At 51.3% G+C, this 16,097-nt stretch carries 12 protein-coding genes and 2 pseudogenes; 10 read left to right on the forward strand and 4 right to left on the reverse strand.

Annotation, left to right across the window (positions count from 1 at the left end):
* Window positions 1-26: 26 nt before the first annotated feature.
* Window positions 27-1,481, reverse strand: coding sequence for an alpha/beta hydrolase (locus C4J88_RS23115; RefSeq protein ID WP_124408198.1), 1,455 nt, complete (start codon window positions 1,479-1,481; stop codon window positions 27-29).
* Between the two features lie 195 nt (window positions 1,482-1,676).
* On the opposite strand from C4J88_RS23115, the pseudogene C4J88_RS27865 reads away from it, so the two are divergent.
* The 7 genes and pseudogenes from C4J88_RS27865 to C4J88_RS23150 all read left to right on the forward strand — a co-directional run.
* Window positions 1,677-1,877: pseudogene (locus C4J88_RS27865) on the forward strand (integrase); the annotation flags it as partial.
* Window positions 1,878-2,785: 908 nt separating this feature from the next.
* Window positions 2,786-4,153, forward strand: coding sequence for a YfjI family protein (locus C4J88_RS23125; protein ID WP_124408199.1), 1,368 nt, complete (start codon window positions 2,786-2,788; stop codon window positions 4,151-4,153).
* Complete coding sequence (locus tag C4J88_RS23130) at window positions 4,137-4,496, forward strand: hypothetical protein (RefSeq protein WP_124408200.1); 360 nt, start codon at window positions 4,137-4,139, stop codon at window positions 4,494-4,496. The genes C4J88_RS23125 and C4J88_RS23130 overlap by 17 nt, the downstream gene beginning before the upstream one ends.
* A complete protein-coding gene (locus C4J88_RS23135) occupies window positions 4,474-5,454 on the forward strand; it encodes an integrase domain-containing protein (RefSeq protein ID WP_124408677.1) in 981 nt (326 codons plus the stop codon). The genes C4J88_RS23130 and C4J88_RS23135 overlap by 23 nt, the downstream gene beginning before the upstream one ends.
* Window positions 5,451-5,729 (forward strand): hypothetical protein, encoded by a 279-nt coding sequence (locus tag C4J88_RS23140; protein WP_124408201.1) that lies wholly within the window; start codon window positions 5,451-5,453, stop codon window positions 5,727-5,729. Before C4J88_RS23135 ends, C4J88_RS23140 begins: the two co-directional genes overlap by 4 nt.
* A gap of 154 nt (window positions 5,730-5,883) precedes the next feature.
* A complete protein-coding gene (locus C4J88_RS23145; protein ID WP_124408202.1) occupies window positions 5,884-8,451 on the forward strand; it encodes a hypothetical protein in 2,568 nt (855 codons plus the stop codon).
* Window positions 8,396-9,859, forward strand: coding sequence for a hypothetical protein (locus tag C4J88_RS23150; RefSeq protein WP_124408203.1), 1,464 nt, complete (start codon window positions 8,396-8,398; stop codon window positions 9,857-9,859). The genes C4J88_RS23145 and C4J88_RS23150 overlap by 56 nt, the downstream gene beginning before the upstream one ends.
* Before the next feature lie 107 nt (window positions 9,860-9,966).
* Here C4J88_RS23150 and C4J88_RS27545 read toward each other — a convergent pair whose 3' ends face one another.
* Window positions 9,967-11,778, reverse strand: coding sequence for a hypothetical protein (locus C4J88_RS27545; protein WP_218567109.1), 1,812 nt, complete (start codon window positions 11,776-11,778; stop codon window positions 9,967-9,969).
* Window positions 11,779-12,327: 549 nt separating this feature from the next.
* On the opposite strand from C4J88_RS27545, the pseudogene C4J88_RS23160 reads away from it, so the two are divergent.
* Together C4J88_RS23160 and C4J88_RS23165 are read left to right on the forward strand one after the other, a co-directional pair.
* A pseudogene (locus C4J88_RS23160) lies at window positions 12,328-12,760 on the forward strand (integrase arm-type DNA-binding domain-containing protein); the annotation flags it as partial.
* A gap of 291 nt (window positions 12,761-13,051) precedes the next feature.
* A complete protein-coding gene (locus tag C4J88_RS23165) occupies window positions 13,052-13,747 on the forward strand; it encodes a hypothetical protein (RefSeq protein WP_124408204.1) in 696 nt (231 codons plus the stop codon).
* Window positions 13,748-14,569: 822 nt separating this feature from the next.
* Here the strand turns inward: C4J88_RS23165 and C4J88_RS28185 are convergent.
* On the reverse strand, window positions 14,570-14,692 hold the full coding sequence (locus C4J88_RS28185) for a hypothetical protein (protein WP_372238025.1): 123 nt from the start codon (window positions 14,690-14,692) through the stop codon (window positions 14,570-14,572).
* Between the two features lie 158 nt (window positions 14,693-14,850).
* On the opposite strand from C4J88_RS28185, the gene C4J88_RS23175 reads away from it, so the two are divergent.
* Window positions 14,851-15,063, forward strand: coding sequence for a hypothetical protein (locus C4J88_RS23175; RefSeq protein ID WP_124408206.1), 213 nt, complete (start codon window positions 14,851-14,853; stop codon window positions 15,061-15,063).
* Between the two features lie 261 nt (window positions 15,064-15,324).
* Here the strand turns inward: C4J88_RS23175 and C4J88_RS27870 are convergent, their stop codons facing one another.
* Complete coding sequence (locus C4J88_RS27870; RefSeq protein ID WP_256659058.1) at window positions 15,325-15,858, reverse strand: DUF4238 domain-containing protein; 534 nt, start codon at window positions 15,856-15,858, stop codon at window positions 15,325-15,327.
* Window positions 15,859-16,097: the final 239 nt, after the last annotated feature.

The following is a 16,097-nucleotide window of genomic DNA, read 5'->3' on the forward strand; positions in this document are numbered from 1 at the left end:
TGAGTGGTCGTCGACACCAACTCTCTTCATGTCAATTCCCAATGACCCTGCTTTGTTTTCTTGATTCCAGCACGGCTATCCGGAGTAAGCCCATCTTGGATTATGTAGTACAGATCGCGGAACACTTTGGACGTAGTTGCAAAGTAACTATGTCCCAGTCCGAACATCTCTCTTCCTACGGCGGTGACGTCTACCGTAGAGAGGTGATTCATCACGATCGGAGGGGATGAATCTCCAGCGCGCTCGAGCGAGCGCAGATTACGAGATAGCCGAATCGCTCTGTCATTTTGAGAGGAATAAAGCGTCACTTGGGCGTAGTCGCTGAACACTCGGCCAATTTGCTTGAATCGTCCTGCATCTATGTCGGGAGCGGCAAGCACGACCTGGCTGATAGGGGTTGCGCCCGGCAGGTTTTTCCAGTTTTCCAGCACTGAAAGCAATGCACGATTACCCATGCTGTGGGCGATGATATGGAGACGCGTGAGGCCCAGGTTTCGCGTGACCTGTTTCAGAAACTCTTTCAGGTGCGTAGCCGACCAATCGACCGTTGCTTCATCAGACATGTAACTGACTACCTTCCCGCAGGACGCCCAGGAATAGCAAAGCTTGATGCCGGTGAATTTTAAGTCATGGCAGATTTGAGCAGCACGCCAAATAGCCTCGTCAAACGTCACGTTAAACCCGTGAATAAACAGTAAGCCATCGCTTGCGGGAAGACTGGCGCTTTCGAGCCATGCAGGTAAATCCAGCTCTGTGATTTTGTGAATGACGATGTGCTTGTTTAATCTCTGAGAGTGGTCACGCCAGATCATCCACGCTGCTGGAGGACGCTCAATGTAACCCTCCTTGTGAATATGAGGCACTGATACCTGGGCGTGGCCGTAGGTGACCTTATCGTCACCTCGAAAATCGGTAAACCGAGTCGAGCCACGGCCAGGTTCCGACAAGCGATCAGTACCAAAATGGATAATGTGCCTAGTAAAGTTCTCGATCACATGCTCGGGAACGCGGGAAGCCATCCTGTCTGCGGATATCGGCTCCCTGCTCCATCCCACCAAATAATCCGGCTGCCCCAACCGCGAGGAGGGCTCTTCAAAGCTGTTGTCCACTACACCATGGCGGCGCACAACGTCTGGCGGCAACAAGACGGATTGAAAAGCCAAGTTTCGAAAAGCCGAGCTGCGAGCTAAATTTGGCGACACCCCCCGCTTGTTGTGGGGCGTATTCATCATGCCTTCCACCTCTTGGGCTGAAGACAGCATCACAAAACGTGCGCTCTGCGCGATCAGCTCGCGAAAAGCTTCTTTTGAAGACAAGGAAGATACTTCGCTCCATAGATAGTCAACAAAAGTGCCTGCCGGAGCCTTCCTCCAACACAAGAGCAATCGTGAAGTAGCAATGATGCGCTTGCCTGACTGCGCCGTTCCAAAATTAATGACAAGCAAGGCGAGGGCGAGCTTCAGCTCGTGAGCAGTCCTCATTTGGATTCCTTTCGATATGTAGGGCATGCGGACTTCCGGTCTCATCCAAGGTCGGAGATCTTTACTAGATTTTGCAGCGCGGTGCTAGCGGAGCACAACGGCCAGTAGCAAAGTGCGTAATGAACGCCAAACAATGTTCACTTACGCCCAACCAGCACGATCAGGAATGTAGAGATGACGCGACTATGCTGGCGTGACAGGGAGCTGATGAGAGTCGCCCTCGCCCACGTCGACAAAGATGAAGTCTGAAGCGCTTATAGCTGAGCGGACTACATCGAACGTCGGCGGCCGATGATGGCCTGGTGGAGCGCGTACATCCAAAAAGCAGCGACAGGCAATTTGTCGATGACAGCCATTCGTGAAAACAAAGGCGGAAACGTCATCCCGATTAGTTAATCAGTTCCTGCTGGCGACTGCGGCGACAGTGGCGACAACCCAGGTATTTACTAGCTTGGCGTGCGGCGACAAATCGGCGACAGTCGCCACCACCCACGTCGCCCTTGAGCTTTACCGGCCAAGCCCCTGAGGGCAGGAAGGCTTCGCCTTCCCGTCCTCAGGGGCTCACTTAAAAAAGCCGACGAATGGTCCATCGCCCACTCAATGCCACCCTCTTCCATACTTGTACATCACACAAAAACCACACCTCATCCGAGATTGACCACCCGCCGAGCACGCGCTACATCAGAGTCGTAACGCGCTGTCATCGACAGCATGCCCAGGTGGCCAGGGACCTTTAAGGCTACGCCACGTAGTGGTGGTCCCAGCCCATGCGCGCTCGCTTCCAATAAGGCGCGCAGTCACGCCCAACGTGATCGAAGCCAACTTATCCACATTGCAAATGCGGCAACCCACGCCCGTCTCTTTCTCCCGGAAAGAGACGGGCGCCAAACCCACTGCCGCAGCCCTTACCAGGCAACGCATTGCAGCTTTTGTCCCAGTGACAATCGGCATGACAACCCCCGATGTCACTCGCAGCAGCGATGCAGATGATGGTGCCGCAGCCTATGGAATGGACTGCACCTGACTGACAGTCAGGCACGCCCCGCTCATCGCATCACTGCCTGCAACCGAGTCAGGATCTCGCGGCGCTGGTCTCGTCAGCCAACGCAGCCTCCACCCGCCCACTTCAGCCGAAGTGCTCAGGAGGCCAGATCATGAGATGCCCAAGCTCCCGGTCGTAAGGAGCCGCCAGTCCCACGTTAGTGGACAACCCTCACAGGTAGCAGGGGCCTTGATCCCTGATAACACTCAACAACCGTGGCGGGGAGAGTGAGGGAAAAATTCGAAGCACCAGGAGAATGACGATGCAATTGTGCGAAGCGTTCGACCTGCCCCGGCCGCTGCTGGAATACCGGCCCGAGCCACTGACGTATCCGGTCGAAGCGTTGGGACAGATATTGGGGCCAGCGATAGAGCGAATGGCCGAAGTCATCGGCGTGCCCTGCGCCATGGCCGCGCAATCGGTGTTGGCCACGTCAGCCCTGGTGAGTCAGCCGCACGCCAATGTGCATCTCGATGGCCGTATCTATCCACTGTCCCTGTACATGCTGACGGTGGCGTCGTCGGGTGATCGCAAAAGCGCGGTGGACCACTTGGCGCTGACAGCGGCGCGCGAATGGGAGCGCCAGCAATGGGCCTTGTACTCGGAACAGCTGAAAGCCTACCGCGCAGCCATTCGTGGAAAGCCTGAAGTCCGTGAGCTTTCCGAACCCGTACCGCCCAGGTTGATCATCGCCGAACCCACCATCGAGGCTTTGATCAAAAGCCTGTGCCATGGCTTGCCCAGCATGGGGTTATTCAACGATGAAGGTGGCCAGTTCCTCGGCAGCAGCACCATGAGCAAAGAGAACCAACTCAAGGCCATTACTACCCTATCGTCGCTCTGGGATGGCAGCCCAATCGACCGAGCGCGCTCCATGCCCGGGGAAAGCTTGCGTGCCTATGATCGCCGTCTAAGTCTGCATCTGATGCTTCAGCCTTACCTGGCCAACCAGCTACTCAAAGATCCGGTAATCAATGGTCAAGGCATCCTCGGCCGCTGCCTGATCAGTTGGCCCGAACGCCTGGTCGGTCGGCGCCTGTACAAGGCAATCGACCTGACGCGAGATGCAAAGGTCCAGCGCTACCAAGCACGCATCACTACCCTGCTGGATAAGCCGTTGTCGCTGCATAAGGACGGTTCACTTAACCCAGCCAGGCTGGAACTGACGCCTAGCGCCCGCGCTGCCTGGATTGATATTCACAACACAATCGAATGCCAGTCTGGCGAGTTCGGCGAACTGGCCAGCATCCAATCCGTCGCAGGAAAAGCGGCAGCCAATGTGCTGCGCGTTGCCGGCGTACTCGCGGTAATTGAAGACGCCAAAGTGGTAGGCGAAGCCCATATTCAGCGCGCCTCGACGCTGATGGATTACTACCTGGCTGAGATCCAGCGCCTGACAGAACAAGAACCCATCAACACGTTACGCGAAGAGGCGGACCGACTGCTGCGCTGGCTGACGCAAAAAGGCTGGACCCACTTCACCATTCGCGACCTCAATCGCAATGGCCCACGCTTTGCCCGCAAGAGCAGCCATCACACCGCCACGCTACTGGTCGAACTGATCACGCATAACTGGCTGAACAGTCTCGATGCCAAAACTTTCGAGGTGCGCCATGTTCCGCCTCAATGACGCAGTGCGCCGTTATCAGGCGCAGCATCAAACACGACCTGCGCTGCGGTGTGTCGCCACTTCTGTCGCCGCCTTGTCGCCGGGTCCCAGGCCGGCAACTGCGGGCGTTGTCGTCACTGTCGCCGTTGTCGCCACACCCACCTTAGGTTCCGCCGACATCGACCTGCTTATCCAGCAGTTGCGCGAAGAAGGGGTCATGCTGCGGCACCAGCAAAATGCCCTGCTAATTCGCCCCACACACTGGCAACAGGTGGACAAGATCAGCACCCACTGGAAAGCCGTGCTGCGCTTTCTGCAAGACAATGAAAACGGTGACGCAGATGGCGTTGGTCGGTCGGCGTGATGGGCGAAACTTTGGCTACGGCCGCCAATTGAGCTATGCCGGCCCGCAGGCACTGAAAGATATGTTTGCGGGCGGACACTTCGCCACGGTCAAAGCACACAGCGATCGCTGGCAGGCGTTTGTGAAATGGTGTCGGTCTACGGACGGCCCAGGTTACAACGATGCCCGCCAGATAGATCGCAGTACCTTGCAAAGCTACGCCGCGCACCTGCGCCAGCAGATCCAGCAAGGCGAACTCTGCATCGCCACCGCGCAGAACCGCCTGAGTAGCGTCAACCGCACCCTCGCTGCGCTACGCGGTGATCAGTACGTGAAAATCGCCAGCCCGAGCAAGGCACTCGGCATGCAGCGATCAAGCGTACGCACCCGAGCACCGGATGGCCAAGACCACCAACAACTGAGTCGAGTGATTGAAGCGCTTCGCGAACAGCAGCACCACCGCGTAGCCGCGATTGTCTGCTTGGCCCGCGCAACCGGCATGCGCCTACGCGAAGCCATCCTGGCTGACTTGCCACGCTTGCAACGTGAGGCTAAGTGCTTAGGTCGCATCAATATTCAGGACGGTACCAAAGGTGGCAGGTCCGGGGCTTCGGCACCGCGCTGGATCGAGGCCAATGAAGAGGTGAAGGCGGCGCTGCTGATCGCTTGTCATACCTCGCCGACCGGCAGCCGCAATTTGTTAGCCCGAGACGAAAGCTACGCCAAGTTCCTGCAACAGACAGTGCGCCCTGCTCGTGAATTACTTCAGGAACAAGGGTTGAAGGGGTTTCATGAATTGCGAGCAGCGTACGCCTGCGAACGTTACACACAGCTCACGGGCCACCCCGCGCCCATCAATGGTGGCCGATGCTATCGCATTGACCGCGGTCTTGATCAGAAGGCACGACGGCAAATCAGCATTGAGCTTGGGCATAACCGAATTGATGTGGTTTCGGCCTATGTAGGAGGAAGAACGTGACCAAGCCCTTCGAAATGGAGATGTTTCTGAGTGGTGCCCTGACCGGCTCGCAGATCACACAGCGACGACACCTACGCCAAGCTCGAATCATGCAAGCTGCCATCCAGCAGCAATGGCAGCGCGAAAACCCTTGGACCTGGCAATGCAAACATGTGCGTTGCTTCTTGGCTCACTACTTGAAGGATCGCTCCGAGGCTACTCGATATTACTATCAACTCACCGCCATCTTGATCTGGCAGCGAATGGGTAAGCCGGCTTTGCGCATCACCATGTGATCTACATATCCTGGACGTTCCATTGGTGCCCAGCGTTGGGATATTATCTTGCTACTGAAGAAACACCGAGCCCCCACGTTTTTTCCTGTGCCACATCACGAGAAAGTAGAGGGTTGCCAACCAACCGAGGCTGACAAAAGGCCTGGAAATCGCTATGGAAAACTTCGACGATGAGATTGGCAGAGCTATAGAAGCAGGCCAGGCCAATCTCCGGGCAATGACACTTGTACGTAACTGGTGTTTCCACGCCGAAATCACAAGGAGTGGTGGCAGGGGGATGATAGAAGAAATGACCAACCTCCCTATTGGTCACATGGGCATGCAATGCAAATACTCCAAATCGCACTCAATGCAAAGTTGGCGACTAGAAGATGCTGCTTATGACTTCTACATAAATAACTGCAAAGGGTGTACAAAACGTGTTCACGTAGGGCTCCCTAACATATCTGCCTTCATTGGACCAAGGGAACAAGCTGCTGAGCTCCGAAAAAAAGAACGTGAGAATGAAGAAAATTTAAGAAAACAAAACCAAGATCTTAGACGCCAAGCACGGGCAAAACTACGTCACGAGTCCTCATTAGAAGAAAGCTTCGTCCTTGACCTGCTGGACGAACTTGATCAGGACTCAATCGATAGCGAAGATCCTCGCCTCGAACAGCTTGCAAAGCTAGCACCTGAGACCTTCACTAGAAATATCATCCTACATGTACTGCCCGATGTCTTATGTGGAAACTTACCTTATTCAATTTCAGCAGGTAAAGCATTACTCAAAGCCTCGCTGGAAGACGAGGAGCGGCTCCTAATCGCTATCCGATTGATAAAAGCGGGTGAAATGTCAACCTATGCAGTTGATATTGTTCTGTCTAAATCTGAGGCGATCCCCTCAACGGATCTCCCAATGATAGTACGCCGTTTTGCAACACTAGCCTTAGGTGCTCCCCCTGGACAAATATTCGGATCCGTAGTTCGAGAAAGCCTCGACAGCAGACCTATTCGTCAACTTTTCGCATCCAAATCAACAGAAATCAGCTCAAAAATAAAAGAGTTATTAAGTGATCCAAGATCGGACGCGGTGCAGGATGCCTTAGAGATTATACTTGCCACCAACGATAGTGACTTACTCTTGTTGCACGCAAGAACAATCATTTCGAAACTTATGCGCAGGCGAACATTATTCCCTAACGAGAAGAAAGACAGCGCAACCATTTATTATTTACGTAAGGCTGCAGAAAAACTTCTAGAATTTTCTCCGGCCAGTACCGACCTGCTTCTTGAGTCCTATCTCGCGGACAATGACGAAATAGGGCGGAAAGAATACTGCAAAGTCTACTACTCAGTTCTTAATCAACCCTATGATGAAGCTCCACGTATCGGCCAGGCACAACGAATAGCATTCAGAAGGCTACTATGGAGCGCTGTTCAAAGCCCTACAGACTCAGGAAGTGAAGCCGCCCATTTCTTTCTTAATCCACGAGAGCGTTTTGAAGAGCTGGCCGCTTTTCACTTCGACGATATGATTGGGGCCGCTGCCACGCTGGGGAGAATACATGATGACGAACGAGAAAAAGGACTTGTTGATGTTCCCGAAAATCTATTCTCTGGAATAGACAAAAGGAACAAACTTTCGGCAATTGATAGGTTACAAGGAGCACTAATCAGTTGGGCAGCGAAAGGCGCAAACTATAAAGGTGTCGAAGGCATCGAAGACTTTCTGCGACTTTACCGAGGTTTGCCCAACGACCAAATTCTATTACGCGGGAAGATGATCGGCGCTATCTCTTTACTCCTCACGGATGTGCGAAGTATAAATCTTATACTATCGGATTGGTACCGCGCGATTTTGGACGAACATAGCTTCATCCGGGCCTCCGCCATTGAGGCATGGGAGAAAGTCCCAAGAAAATTAATCGAAAACTTCCCTAATCTCTTCATAGAATCAGTGGCCGTTCTCTTAACAGACCCTTATATAATTGTCCACAAGGCTGCCGTTCGCACCTTACGACACAACCCCTTACCCAAAGAACACTCTTCCATCATACAAAATAAGCTTTGGAGCTTAATCCTCCACTATTCAAATACAAACAAACAGGATGAGTTCACGGTCGACTGCATTGAAACACTTATATCCACTGGCATATCAGCAGAACAAATAGAGGGATCAACGGGCAAGTTTTTATCAGAAGTTACTTTAAGGCTTGAACAGGGTGCACTATACCGCGCAATCGAACACCTAGGGCGCAGCTTAAAAAACGCTCCGAATTTTACAAAGGTCGCGACTAAAGCAATTCAAGATAATTATATCCGATCTATCTCTATCGACTCCGCTTCTACCATTATACTACGCGCGAGCAAAAACGAACTCAGGAACTGTTCAGACGATTTAATTTCAGCATTCAACAACCTTGACCTCTCCAACCCAACGAACTTCAGCGAGGCTTTGCTGTATGTCGCCTCACTAAGCAGCGCCGGACTACAGGAACTTGCTGAGGGCTGCCTATTAAAAATAACAGAAAACATTCCTAATGAAGACAGAGCGACACATTGGCTACTACAAGCTAGTTTAGTTTCCACATCCAGCCGCATTGAAAAAACCATCAAAAGCGGAATCACCAACAAAGAATTATTCAGCAACTGGAAAAAACTAACATCTGACCTGGAGAAAGAGAATGAGGCAAGAGCCAAAACTAGAAATTTTCCACCAGATTTTTTCTTTGAGAATTGAAATTTGGTCGGCACTTGAAGATATTCTACAGCCAACACACAGAGAATTCTCCGAATTAAATACGGCCTGTACCAAGTTGCAAGACAATCTTGCAACATTCACATCCTCAGGCACAGTGGACGATTACAAGGCTCATTGCACTGCGGCTACAATATTCATACTGTTAGCAGAGTGGCGACACAGTATTCGCGTTGCGGCACCTGACTCCCAACGTTTCTTGCAGTCAGCGAAGCTTCACGTTTCCGATATAGATCGCAGTTTAAGTTTCACAATGAATGACCGGTTACTAAAATTCTTTTCCACAGTGGAGAACCTTGTCAATCCAAGCGACTTATTTGCCATACAGAAAGATTTGCTCAACTGGCCTCTCCCTCTACCGCTTTTTTTGAAAAGCCGGAGCAGCGGCTTATCGATTCCACACACTAAACTACCAGATCAACCCGCTGAAAATCTCGATTCCACGATCGCCTTTCTAAAATTTGATATCGATGGCCAACCTGCAAAAAACTGGAATTATTTGAAACCAGGAATATCATACGATCTGGCCATTGAGGTCAGAGTGTCGAATTGGCCAAACGACGCACACTCACTTTCTCTCTCTCCAGTGACAATGGACTCAAGAGAGAGAAATTGGCTTCCGAGCTTTAGATTCTCGAAACCTGATGGCGTACACCCATTCACATTTACGGCGACTGGTCGAGCAGTTTTAGAAGTCGCACACTCATTTGGCTCACGGCCCTATGAGTTTCTCTACGCAGCTGAGTTTGACCAAATAAATGGTCGGCAAAAGGTCACTACGATAGGCCATAGACGACTTTTGCTAGAAGGCTGCGATGTTGTAGCCAACCCGCTTACCGGTTTCTCAAATATCGACCAATATCTTCTTAAAATAAGGAACGAGTTAAGAAGCCAACCAGGGATTAACCCTGACGACATTTCCAACGCTATGGTTTTACTCTCAGGGATTGGGAACATTGCTGGCCAAGCCCTGAGAGATGCAATCTTTGAGACTGGGACTTCTGAGCGTGCTTTTCAAAGCAAGGTGACCGAAATGCTGCGAAACCGCAGCGATATTGGAGAAAGCCTTCAAGCTCATGGCGAGGCCGCTGGAGGTATAACCGACCTGAGCTTTCACAGCATTCCTCTGGAATTGAAGGTGGAGCACAAGAAAGCTTTACTGCCAGAACACTTTTCGAAATATTTTGAACAAGCGGCCGCATATGCAATTGGGTTTGGCAAACGGATCGCTATACTTTCCGTACTTGAAACCTCTGAGAAATTGACCCCCATCGGAGTTATCGAAGACGATATAAAAGTCTTTGCCCATCAATCAGGCCAATCAATTATTCTGATTATAGTGGCCGTTATTAGAGGCGGCTTTCCTAAACCAAGCTCATACTCACGTTGAAACAAATTACATCCTACTACCAAAAAAAGCTGGCTCCCCCATTAGGCGATCAAGACCCAGACTAATAAAAAAGGGCAACGGCCACCTCGCCTCGAGTTTCTCTGGGATCACTCTTGGCAAATCACACAACCGAAAGCCCCTACCTCAGCACACGCGGCAAAGTAAGACGAGAGGAGCCAATAGAGCTGCACAAAATAGGGGTCAACCCGCCCTCCGACGTTCATCCTGTCAAATTCTGCCGCTACGGCAGCTTTGCTGAGCGATGACGTCACAATCGCTACCCTCTTCATGGTATGCGGAGCACTACGACACTGGGTAACAGCGGCTTGGACGGCGGCCATGGTCCCTCTACAGACTCGCTGGATCCTAGTTCTTTGTCTGTCGTTGTTGTAACAGCGGTCCCATACCCCAAATTTCGCTGCCATTTTCGGTTCTGGAAGTGCCAGGTTTCCCAGGTTTTTCAGCGCCTGGCTGACCGAAATATGGAACGGGCTGGCACCCAGTGAAAGCGCCCCATGCTTGGCATGATAAAAGGTGATCCGAGGGGAAGCTGGGTCTGTTCTGAATCCGATGAAGTCAGCCCATTCTTCGTTGAGATCGTCACACACGATGACATCATCCTCTGCCGCAATAGGGCCAAGAATTGCCCCAAAGGTTGAAGTATCATCAAATGTCGTATGCGCTGCCGAGAACGTCCCCTTCTCACCCGTGACGTGAGCAAGCTCTTCACTTGCGAATAGGTAACCCAAGAAAGTAGCCCCTCCGCTCGTGAGGGAGTCGTCCTGGTACACGCTTCCGTCGATATAGGCGTACTGAGGTTGATCGAACAACACAATGAAGGCGTCGTTTTGATCGATGAAGCGTCTAAGCGGCAGGCGGTTTTCATCTGTTCCCAGTACATACTGTGTACTCTCGACAGAGACGTCCGAGATCGAAGGGACGTCCAGGCTCCTCAATGCGATTCGAGTTTTGTTCAGCGCGATTCCGCCAACCTCATCTCCTGTCACAGGATGCTTCAGCAACGCCTTTCCCCCTGCCTGCTCAACAGTAAGAACATGCGTCAGATCCTGAATGATGGCTTCAACCTCTACGCGTCCCAGCTCCCGATAGCCCGCACCGTTCGGCTTTACGAATCGTACGGAGGCATCATCAAAAATGCTCTCCTGCAAGAGTGCAGTGTCTACCGCAAATTGTGTCGGCAGTGCACTGAGTTGGGATAGCTCTAAAGGTCGGGCAAAGGTGCTCAGGAAGGCTGAAGAATCGGCGCCGGCATTGACCGTAATCTGGTCGATAATTGCGGTGGCAAAATCCACCAGATGCTCATGGCCAGATCGGTCAGACCGCTGGGAAATGCGTCCCGTCCGTGGGGTGGTGGAGAAATGCTCTCCGTCGTGGCGGAAGCTGTACCCGAGCGGCGCGAAACGGCTGGATGAAGTCAATCCAACATTGTTCAGAAGGTTCTCCCCTTCAAGCGTCTTCCCTCGCAGGGCTAGTCTAGAGGTCGTCATATGCCGGAGCCGAACTCGACCGAATACAGAGCTCTCGGTGGTTATCCCGGTATCGATATCCTGAGCATTGATACGTAAGAGATGCGCTTTGACAAACGCCGGGGTGAGATCCAGTTGGGATTTGAACACCGCAATGTGATCGCTGTACTCGACAATCAACAAGTAGCCACTCACCTTTTCAAACACTTTGGTGGTATCGGCCAAGAAGGCTGGCTTACGATCAAACTGGAAACATACAGCCGACCAAAGGGCGTCACCATGCGGCTGGCGGACGTAGCAAAAATGGTTATTAGAAGGGGTAAACTGACCTTGCCGCACCGCTCGAAAAAGCTGATTAACTGCTTTAGCTGTGAGAGGGGCGCTTTGTTTGTAGAAATAGCAGGACTTGCTGGCTTGAAGCTCAGTGATCATAACCGTATCCCTACCGAGGCGTGGTGGCCTGTTGTCGATGCACAAGCCGCCAAAGTAGCCCAATGCCATTAAAGGTGTCTAGCCGAGCAGGCATACCTACTTGCCTTCTTGAACTCCCCTCTCCTGACCGCTTCTGCCCCACCTATGCCTTAGGTTGCACAAAGCATCTTGAGAAGAAAAATAGAGGCGAAAAATTTACTACTCCGAATTTTCCTTCATGACATTGACTCATAGAGAAAACCTGAACAGAGCAGTTTTCACTAAAACCGTATTCCAATCGGTATTCCACAAACAAAATATGCTAACTATTATTAATACAAATCATATATATACAGCAGCAGTTCAACTTACCCCGGCCCACCAATTCAACAAAAAAAGACGTCCATGGACGTCTTTTTTTGTGTCTGAAATCCAGTGAATACGGGGTTTCAGGGCCACGGGAGGCTTTCCAGGCTTTGTGAGTTCCAGGCAGTTTGGTATTCCCAATGGTATTCCCGGCTACCCCGGCGCTAATCTTGGGAATACCAAAGGTGTCATGGAGTACTTCTCATGTGCACTCAAACCATCCGCCTCTCCGACCGCCAGCAAGGCGGTCAAACCGAAAGACAAGGATTACGTCCTCACAGATGGCGACGGGTTCCAACTGCGAGTCAGGGTCAATCGCTCGATGCAGTGGAATTTCAACTACCGGCATCCCGTCACCAAAAATCGAATCAACATGGCACTCGGCTCTTATCCCGAGGTTTCTCTTGCGCAAGCGAGGAAGAAAACCGTTGAGGCCAGAGAGCTGCTTGCACAGGGCATCGACCCAAAAGCTCAGCGTAATGAGCTACAGGAGGCCAAACGAGCGGAAACGGAACACACCTTCGAGAACGTGGCCACCGCCTGGTTCGAGCTGAAGAAGGATTCCGTCACGCCGGCGTATGCCGAAGACATTTGGCGTTCCCTCACACTGCATGTTTTTCTGAGCATGAAATCAACACACATGGGTCTAGGTTGCTCGAAAAATGGTCCTTCTTCCGTTAAGTTCCAAGCTCGGTGCAGGCTGTTTCGATTTGCAAAACAGTCCGATGCCCCATAGGTACTCTACATCAGCCGTCAGCGAATAGAGCTGTATGAATAGGGGATTAGACACACTAGGTATAGTAATTGCCTGCTAGGGCCCCATTAATGAGTCACTACCTAGCTCCAAGTGAAGTTGATATGCTTGTCAACGGCAAGCAACGATCGTAGTAAGTATTCGCTCACATGGCATATCAAGGATTCACTAATCATGAACAAAGTTGATCTTGAAGCGGCAGACCCAAAAGTCGAGCCGTTTGATGAGAAGTTACACCGCATTGGAAGAGCTACTATAGGTGCGATCCCAGTTGTGGGAAGCCCGTTATTGGAGATTTTTAATTCTTTACTCGAGGCTCCTTTAAATAGGCGCCGCACGGAAACAATGCTTGCCATTGGGGCTGCTCTTAACGACCTCATAGAGCAAGGAATTGTAACGGAGGCAGGTCTACAGGAAAATGAAGCCTTTGTCAGCACTGTTGCGGAGGTTTGCAATATCTCCCTGAGAAATCATCAAGCAGAGAAACTCGAAGCATTGCGCAACGCTGTAATAAATTCTGCGATGCCTACATGTCCAAGCGATGATTATCGCCAGGTATTTCTCAATTTTGTAGACGTATGCACAGTTTCTCACATTAGGCTGCTAAAGCTTTTCGAGAATCCTGATCGGTGGTTTGCGGATAACAACCGAGCAAAACCGTACCAAACCACAGTTTCTTTATCCCAGATTATCGCAAGCGCCATGCCCGAACTAATTGAAAACCATGAAATTCTCGATAGCATATGGGCTGACCTCTATCAAAAGGGATTGGTTGAAGTAAAGCAGCTTGAAATGATTCTAAGCGCGGATAGTTGTTTATCAAAACAGACCACACAGTTCGGCAGCAAACTCGTGACTTTTTTGAGTTAACTGCCAGGAGAGCGAGATAATCTTTTGAAGCAGATCTTTTACGCTGGCAACGATCGTCAACCGTGCGCTGCCGAATATGCAATAGTCATGGATGGCTCCGGCTCTATCCAACGTGCTCACATTGTCGTGGTCCAGTCGTCACAGAAAGGTGTGTGGACCAGTTTGTACAATACTGACGAGGGAAGAGACAACGTATTAAACAGGATTTTGGCACAAGATCTTCTTGGGGTCAGAGTAGAGTTTCTGACGTTTAATATTATCTTAGATCTATCCACCCGAATGGAAGGTTTCCGACTGCCTATAAGGCTAAATTGGGAGGATTATATGATCAAGGGGAACGTTTACAAATCTAAATTTTCTCCGACACTTAATTTTAAAACTTTACTGCTTCAGGTTTTTCGTAAAGAGTACAGGGAAACCTGCATTTGGAGTGGTCATGTGGTAGGTGGCTGCGCAAATTTCTACACTGATCTGATGGATCCGGAGCGGCACCCACTAGACATTATTGAGGCTAGTAAACTCCTCGAACAAGCCGGATACAGTCGCCCCAAACGTCGCGGCTAACTCAAAGCCAACGAACGTATCTCAATGGAGGGATGGTGCAGCACAAGTGACAGGAAGCCAAGTGAAAAGCATAGCAGAGGCCCCCCATCGCTTTTGGCTCATTACTGCCGGTTGTTAGGGGCAGCAACCGGCCAGAAGCGGTCACTCGCGCTTAGCTTCCACAGCGGTCATTTGACTCAAATTCGGTATCGAGAACACGTATTTAGGTTCAAGTTGTGGGCGAAGCGTTAGTAACTCCCTCAGCCGGTTCGCACGCGTTTAGAAGCGGCCAACGAACACCAGAGGCGAAATTTGGTGACGCGGTTCGTCTTCAGGCAGCCCGTGTAGGTCTCTGATTTCATCAATTGCTCGCAGGTATCGTGCAGCCAGTCCGTATCTCACCAGGTCGGGCTGGATGGCGTGAGTCAGCAATCATTGCTTGGCAGGAAAATCCTGGCAAGTGGTGCTCCACAGATGCCCTGTGACTCATCCTTCCAGATAACTTCGCCCCAGCTGCAGCGCCAGGCTGCCTGTGGCCCTTCACATATGAGGTATACGCTATGAGTTCCCACGTGGACAACGTCTTGGTATTTGCAGATCTCCAACGTATTACCAGCTACCAGCGCCGCTATGATGTCGAGAAGACACTTGCCGAACAGGGCATCCGATTCTTCCGAGGTCGATGTGGGCCATGGACAACGATTGATCTCATTAACTACGCTGGCGGCATCACAGCGACCAACAGCGAACGCTATAACGCCGATATTTTATGAGGCAACAAGGGAAACCATCCTATGCGAATTACACAGCCCTCCCCCTGATCAGGGAAAAGCGTGCGGTCGGTCAGACCGTAACACGCCCCTCAAAAGTTCTCCGATACCGCCTCCCGATGTGCGTTTGGAAGGGATGAATGGCCTTCTCGGTATCACCGATAATATGCACCATCGATTGAGCTGCAACCTTGGCATTGAGCTCCACCACGGTGTCTTCATCAACCCAATTCTTGCCCGATGTGAACCGTTCGGAATCGCAAATCATGTAGGCGATTCGCGGAGAGATCGGATAGTGAAAATCAGCATGTTCAGGTGCGACGAACTCTGTCTCTGAGACACACGGTGCACGTTGACGACAGGATGGTCTGACGTAATGAAAGGCACATTGGTGTCGTTTACCAATAACGCATGCCTATCATTCTGGCGACTCGCATACAGGTTGAATCCGATACTCATCCCAAACATGTAGCTTAGAAACCACCAGGCGTGCGCCATCGCGTCGGCCACTTCAATCTCTAGAGCGTTGCGTCGGGGTTGAGCCTTGATCACGTCATCTCGGAAAGGCTTCGTGCGGGAGATCTGGTGTCCAAAGAACATCATGAACTCAATCATGTGCTGGTCATCTTGCAGCACATCAAGTTGCTCATCAGCAAGCGCGGACAACACAGTGAGTGCCCCTTTTTCGTGGGATGCGTGAAGATTCTCCAGTAGGTTGCACTTCATGGCATGAAGATGCAGCTCGGCTTCTTGATTCTGCACACCAGACTCACGATAGATAGCCTCAGCGTGCTGCATCCTCAGGAAGTCATTGAGGTATGACACATGCTACTGATGAAGACGGTCAGGGCTTTTTCTGGAGAAGCCGTTAATCACTTCCACGTGCATGTTGGTAAGCGCAGTGGTCTTGTAGAAATAGTCGTCAGCAACTATGGCTCGCACGCTGTCGTGGGCAATCTTGCCAGTCTTCATGGTGTAGAAAACTTTATTCGTGCCGCTTCCCCAGCGGGTCAAATATTTCCGCCCAAACGTAATGG

Origin of the sequence: Pseudomonas sp. R4-39-08, from assembly GCF_003852275.1 — a bacterium.
Taxonomy (GTDB): domain Bacteria; phylum Pseudomonadota; class Gammaproteobacteria; order Pseudomonadales; family Pseudomonadaceae; genus Aquipseudomonas.

Coding starts and splice junctions, on each gene's coding strand:
- C4J88_RS23115 (WP_124408198.1), bottom strand. CDS start 1,481: ATGAGGACTGCTCACGAGCTGAAGCTCGCCCTCGCCTTGCTTGTCATT.
- C4J88_RS23125 (WP_124408199.1), top strand. CDS start 2,786: ATGCAATTGTGCGAAGCGTTCGACCTGCCCCGGCCGCTGCTGGAATAC.
- C4J88_RS23130 (WP_124408200.1), top strand. CDS start 4,137: ATGTTCCGCCTCAATGACGCAGTGCGCCGTTATCAGGCGCAGCATCAA.
- C4J88_RS23135 (WP_124408677.1), top strand. CDS start 4,474: ATGGCGTTGGTCGGTCGGCGTGATGGGCGAAACTTTGGCTACGGCCGC.
- C4J88_RS23145 (WP_124408202.1), top strand. CDS start 5,884: ATGGAAAACTTCGACGATGAGATTGGCAGAGCTATAGAAGCAGGCCAG.
- C4J88_RS23150 (WP_124408203.1), top strand. CDS start 8,396: ATGAGGCAAGAGCCAAAACTAGAAATTTTCCACCAGATTTTTTCTTTG.
- C4J88_RS27545 (WP_218567109.1), bottom strand. CDS start 11,778: ATGATCACTGAGCTTCAAGCCAGCAAGTCCTGCTATTTCTACAAACAA.
- C4J88_RS23165 (WP_124408204.1), top strand. CDS start 13,052: ATGAACAAAGTTGATCTTGAAGCGGCAGACCCAAAAGTCGAGCCGTTT.
- C4J88_RS23175 (WP_124408206.1), top strand. CDS start 14,851: ATGAGTTCCCACGTGGACAACGTCTTGGTATTTGCAGATCTCCAACGT.
- C4J88_RS27870 (WP_256659058.1), bottom strand. CDS start 15,858: ATGCAGCACGCTGAGGCTATCTATCGTGAGTCTGGTGTGCAGAATCAA.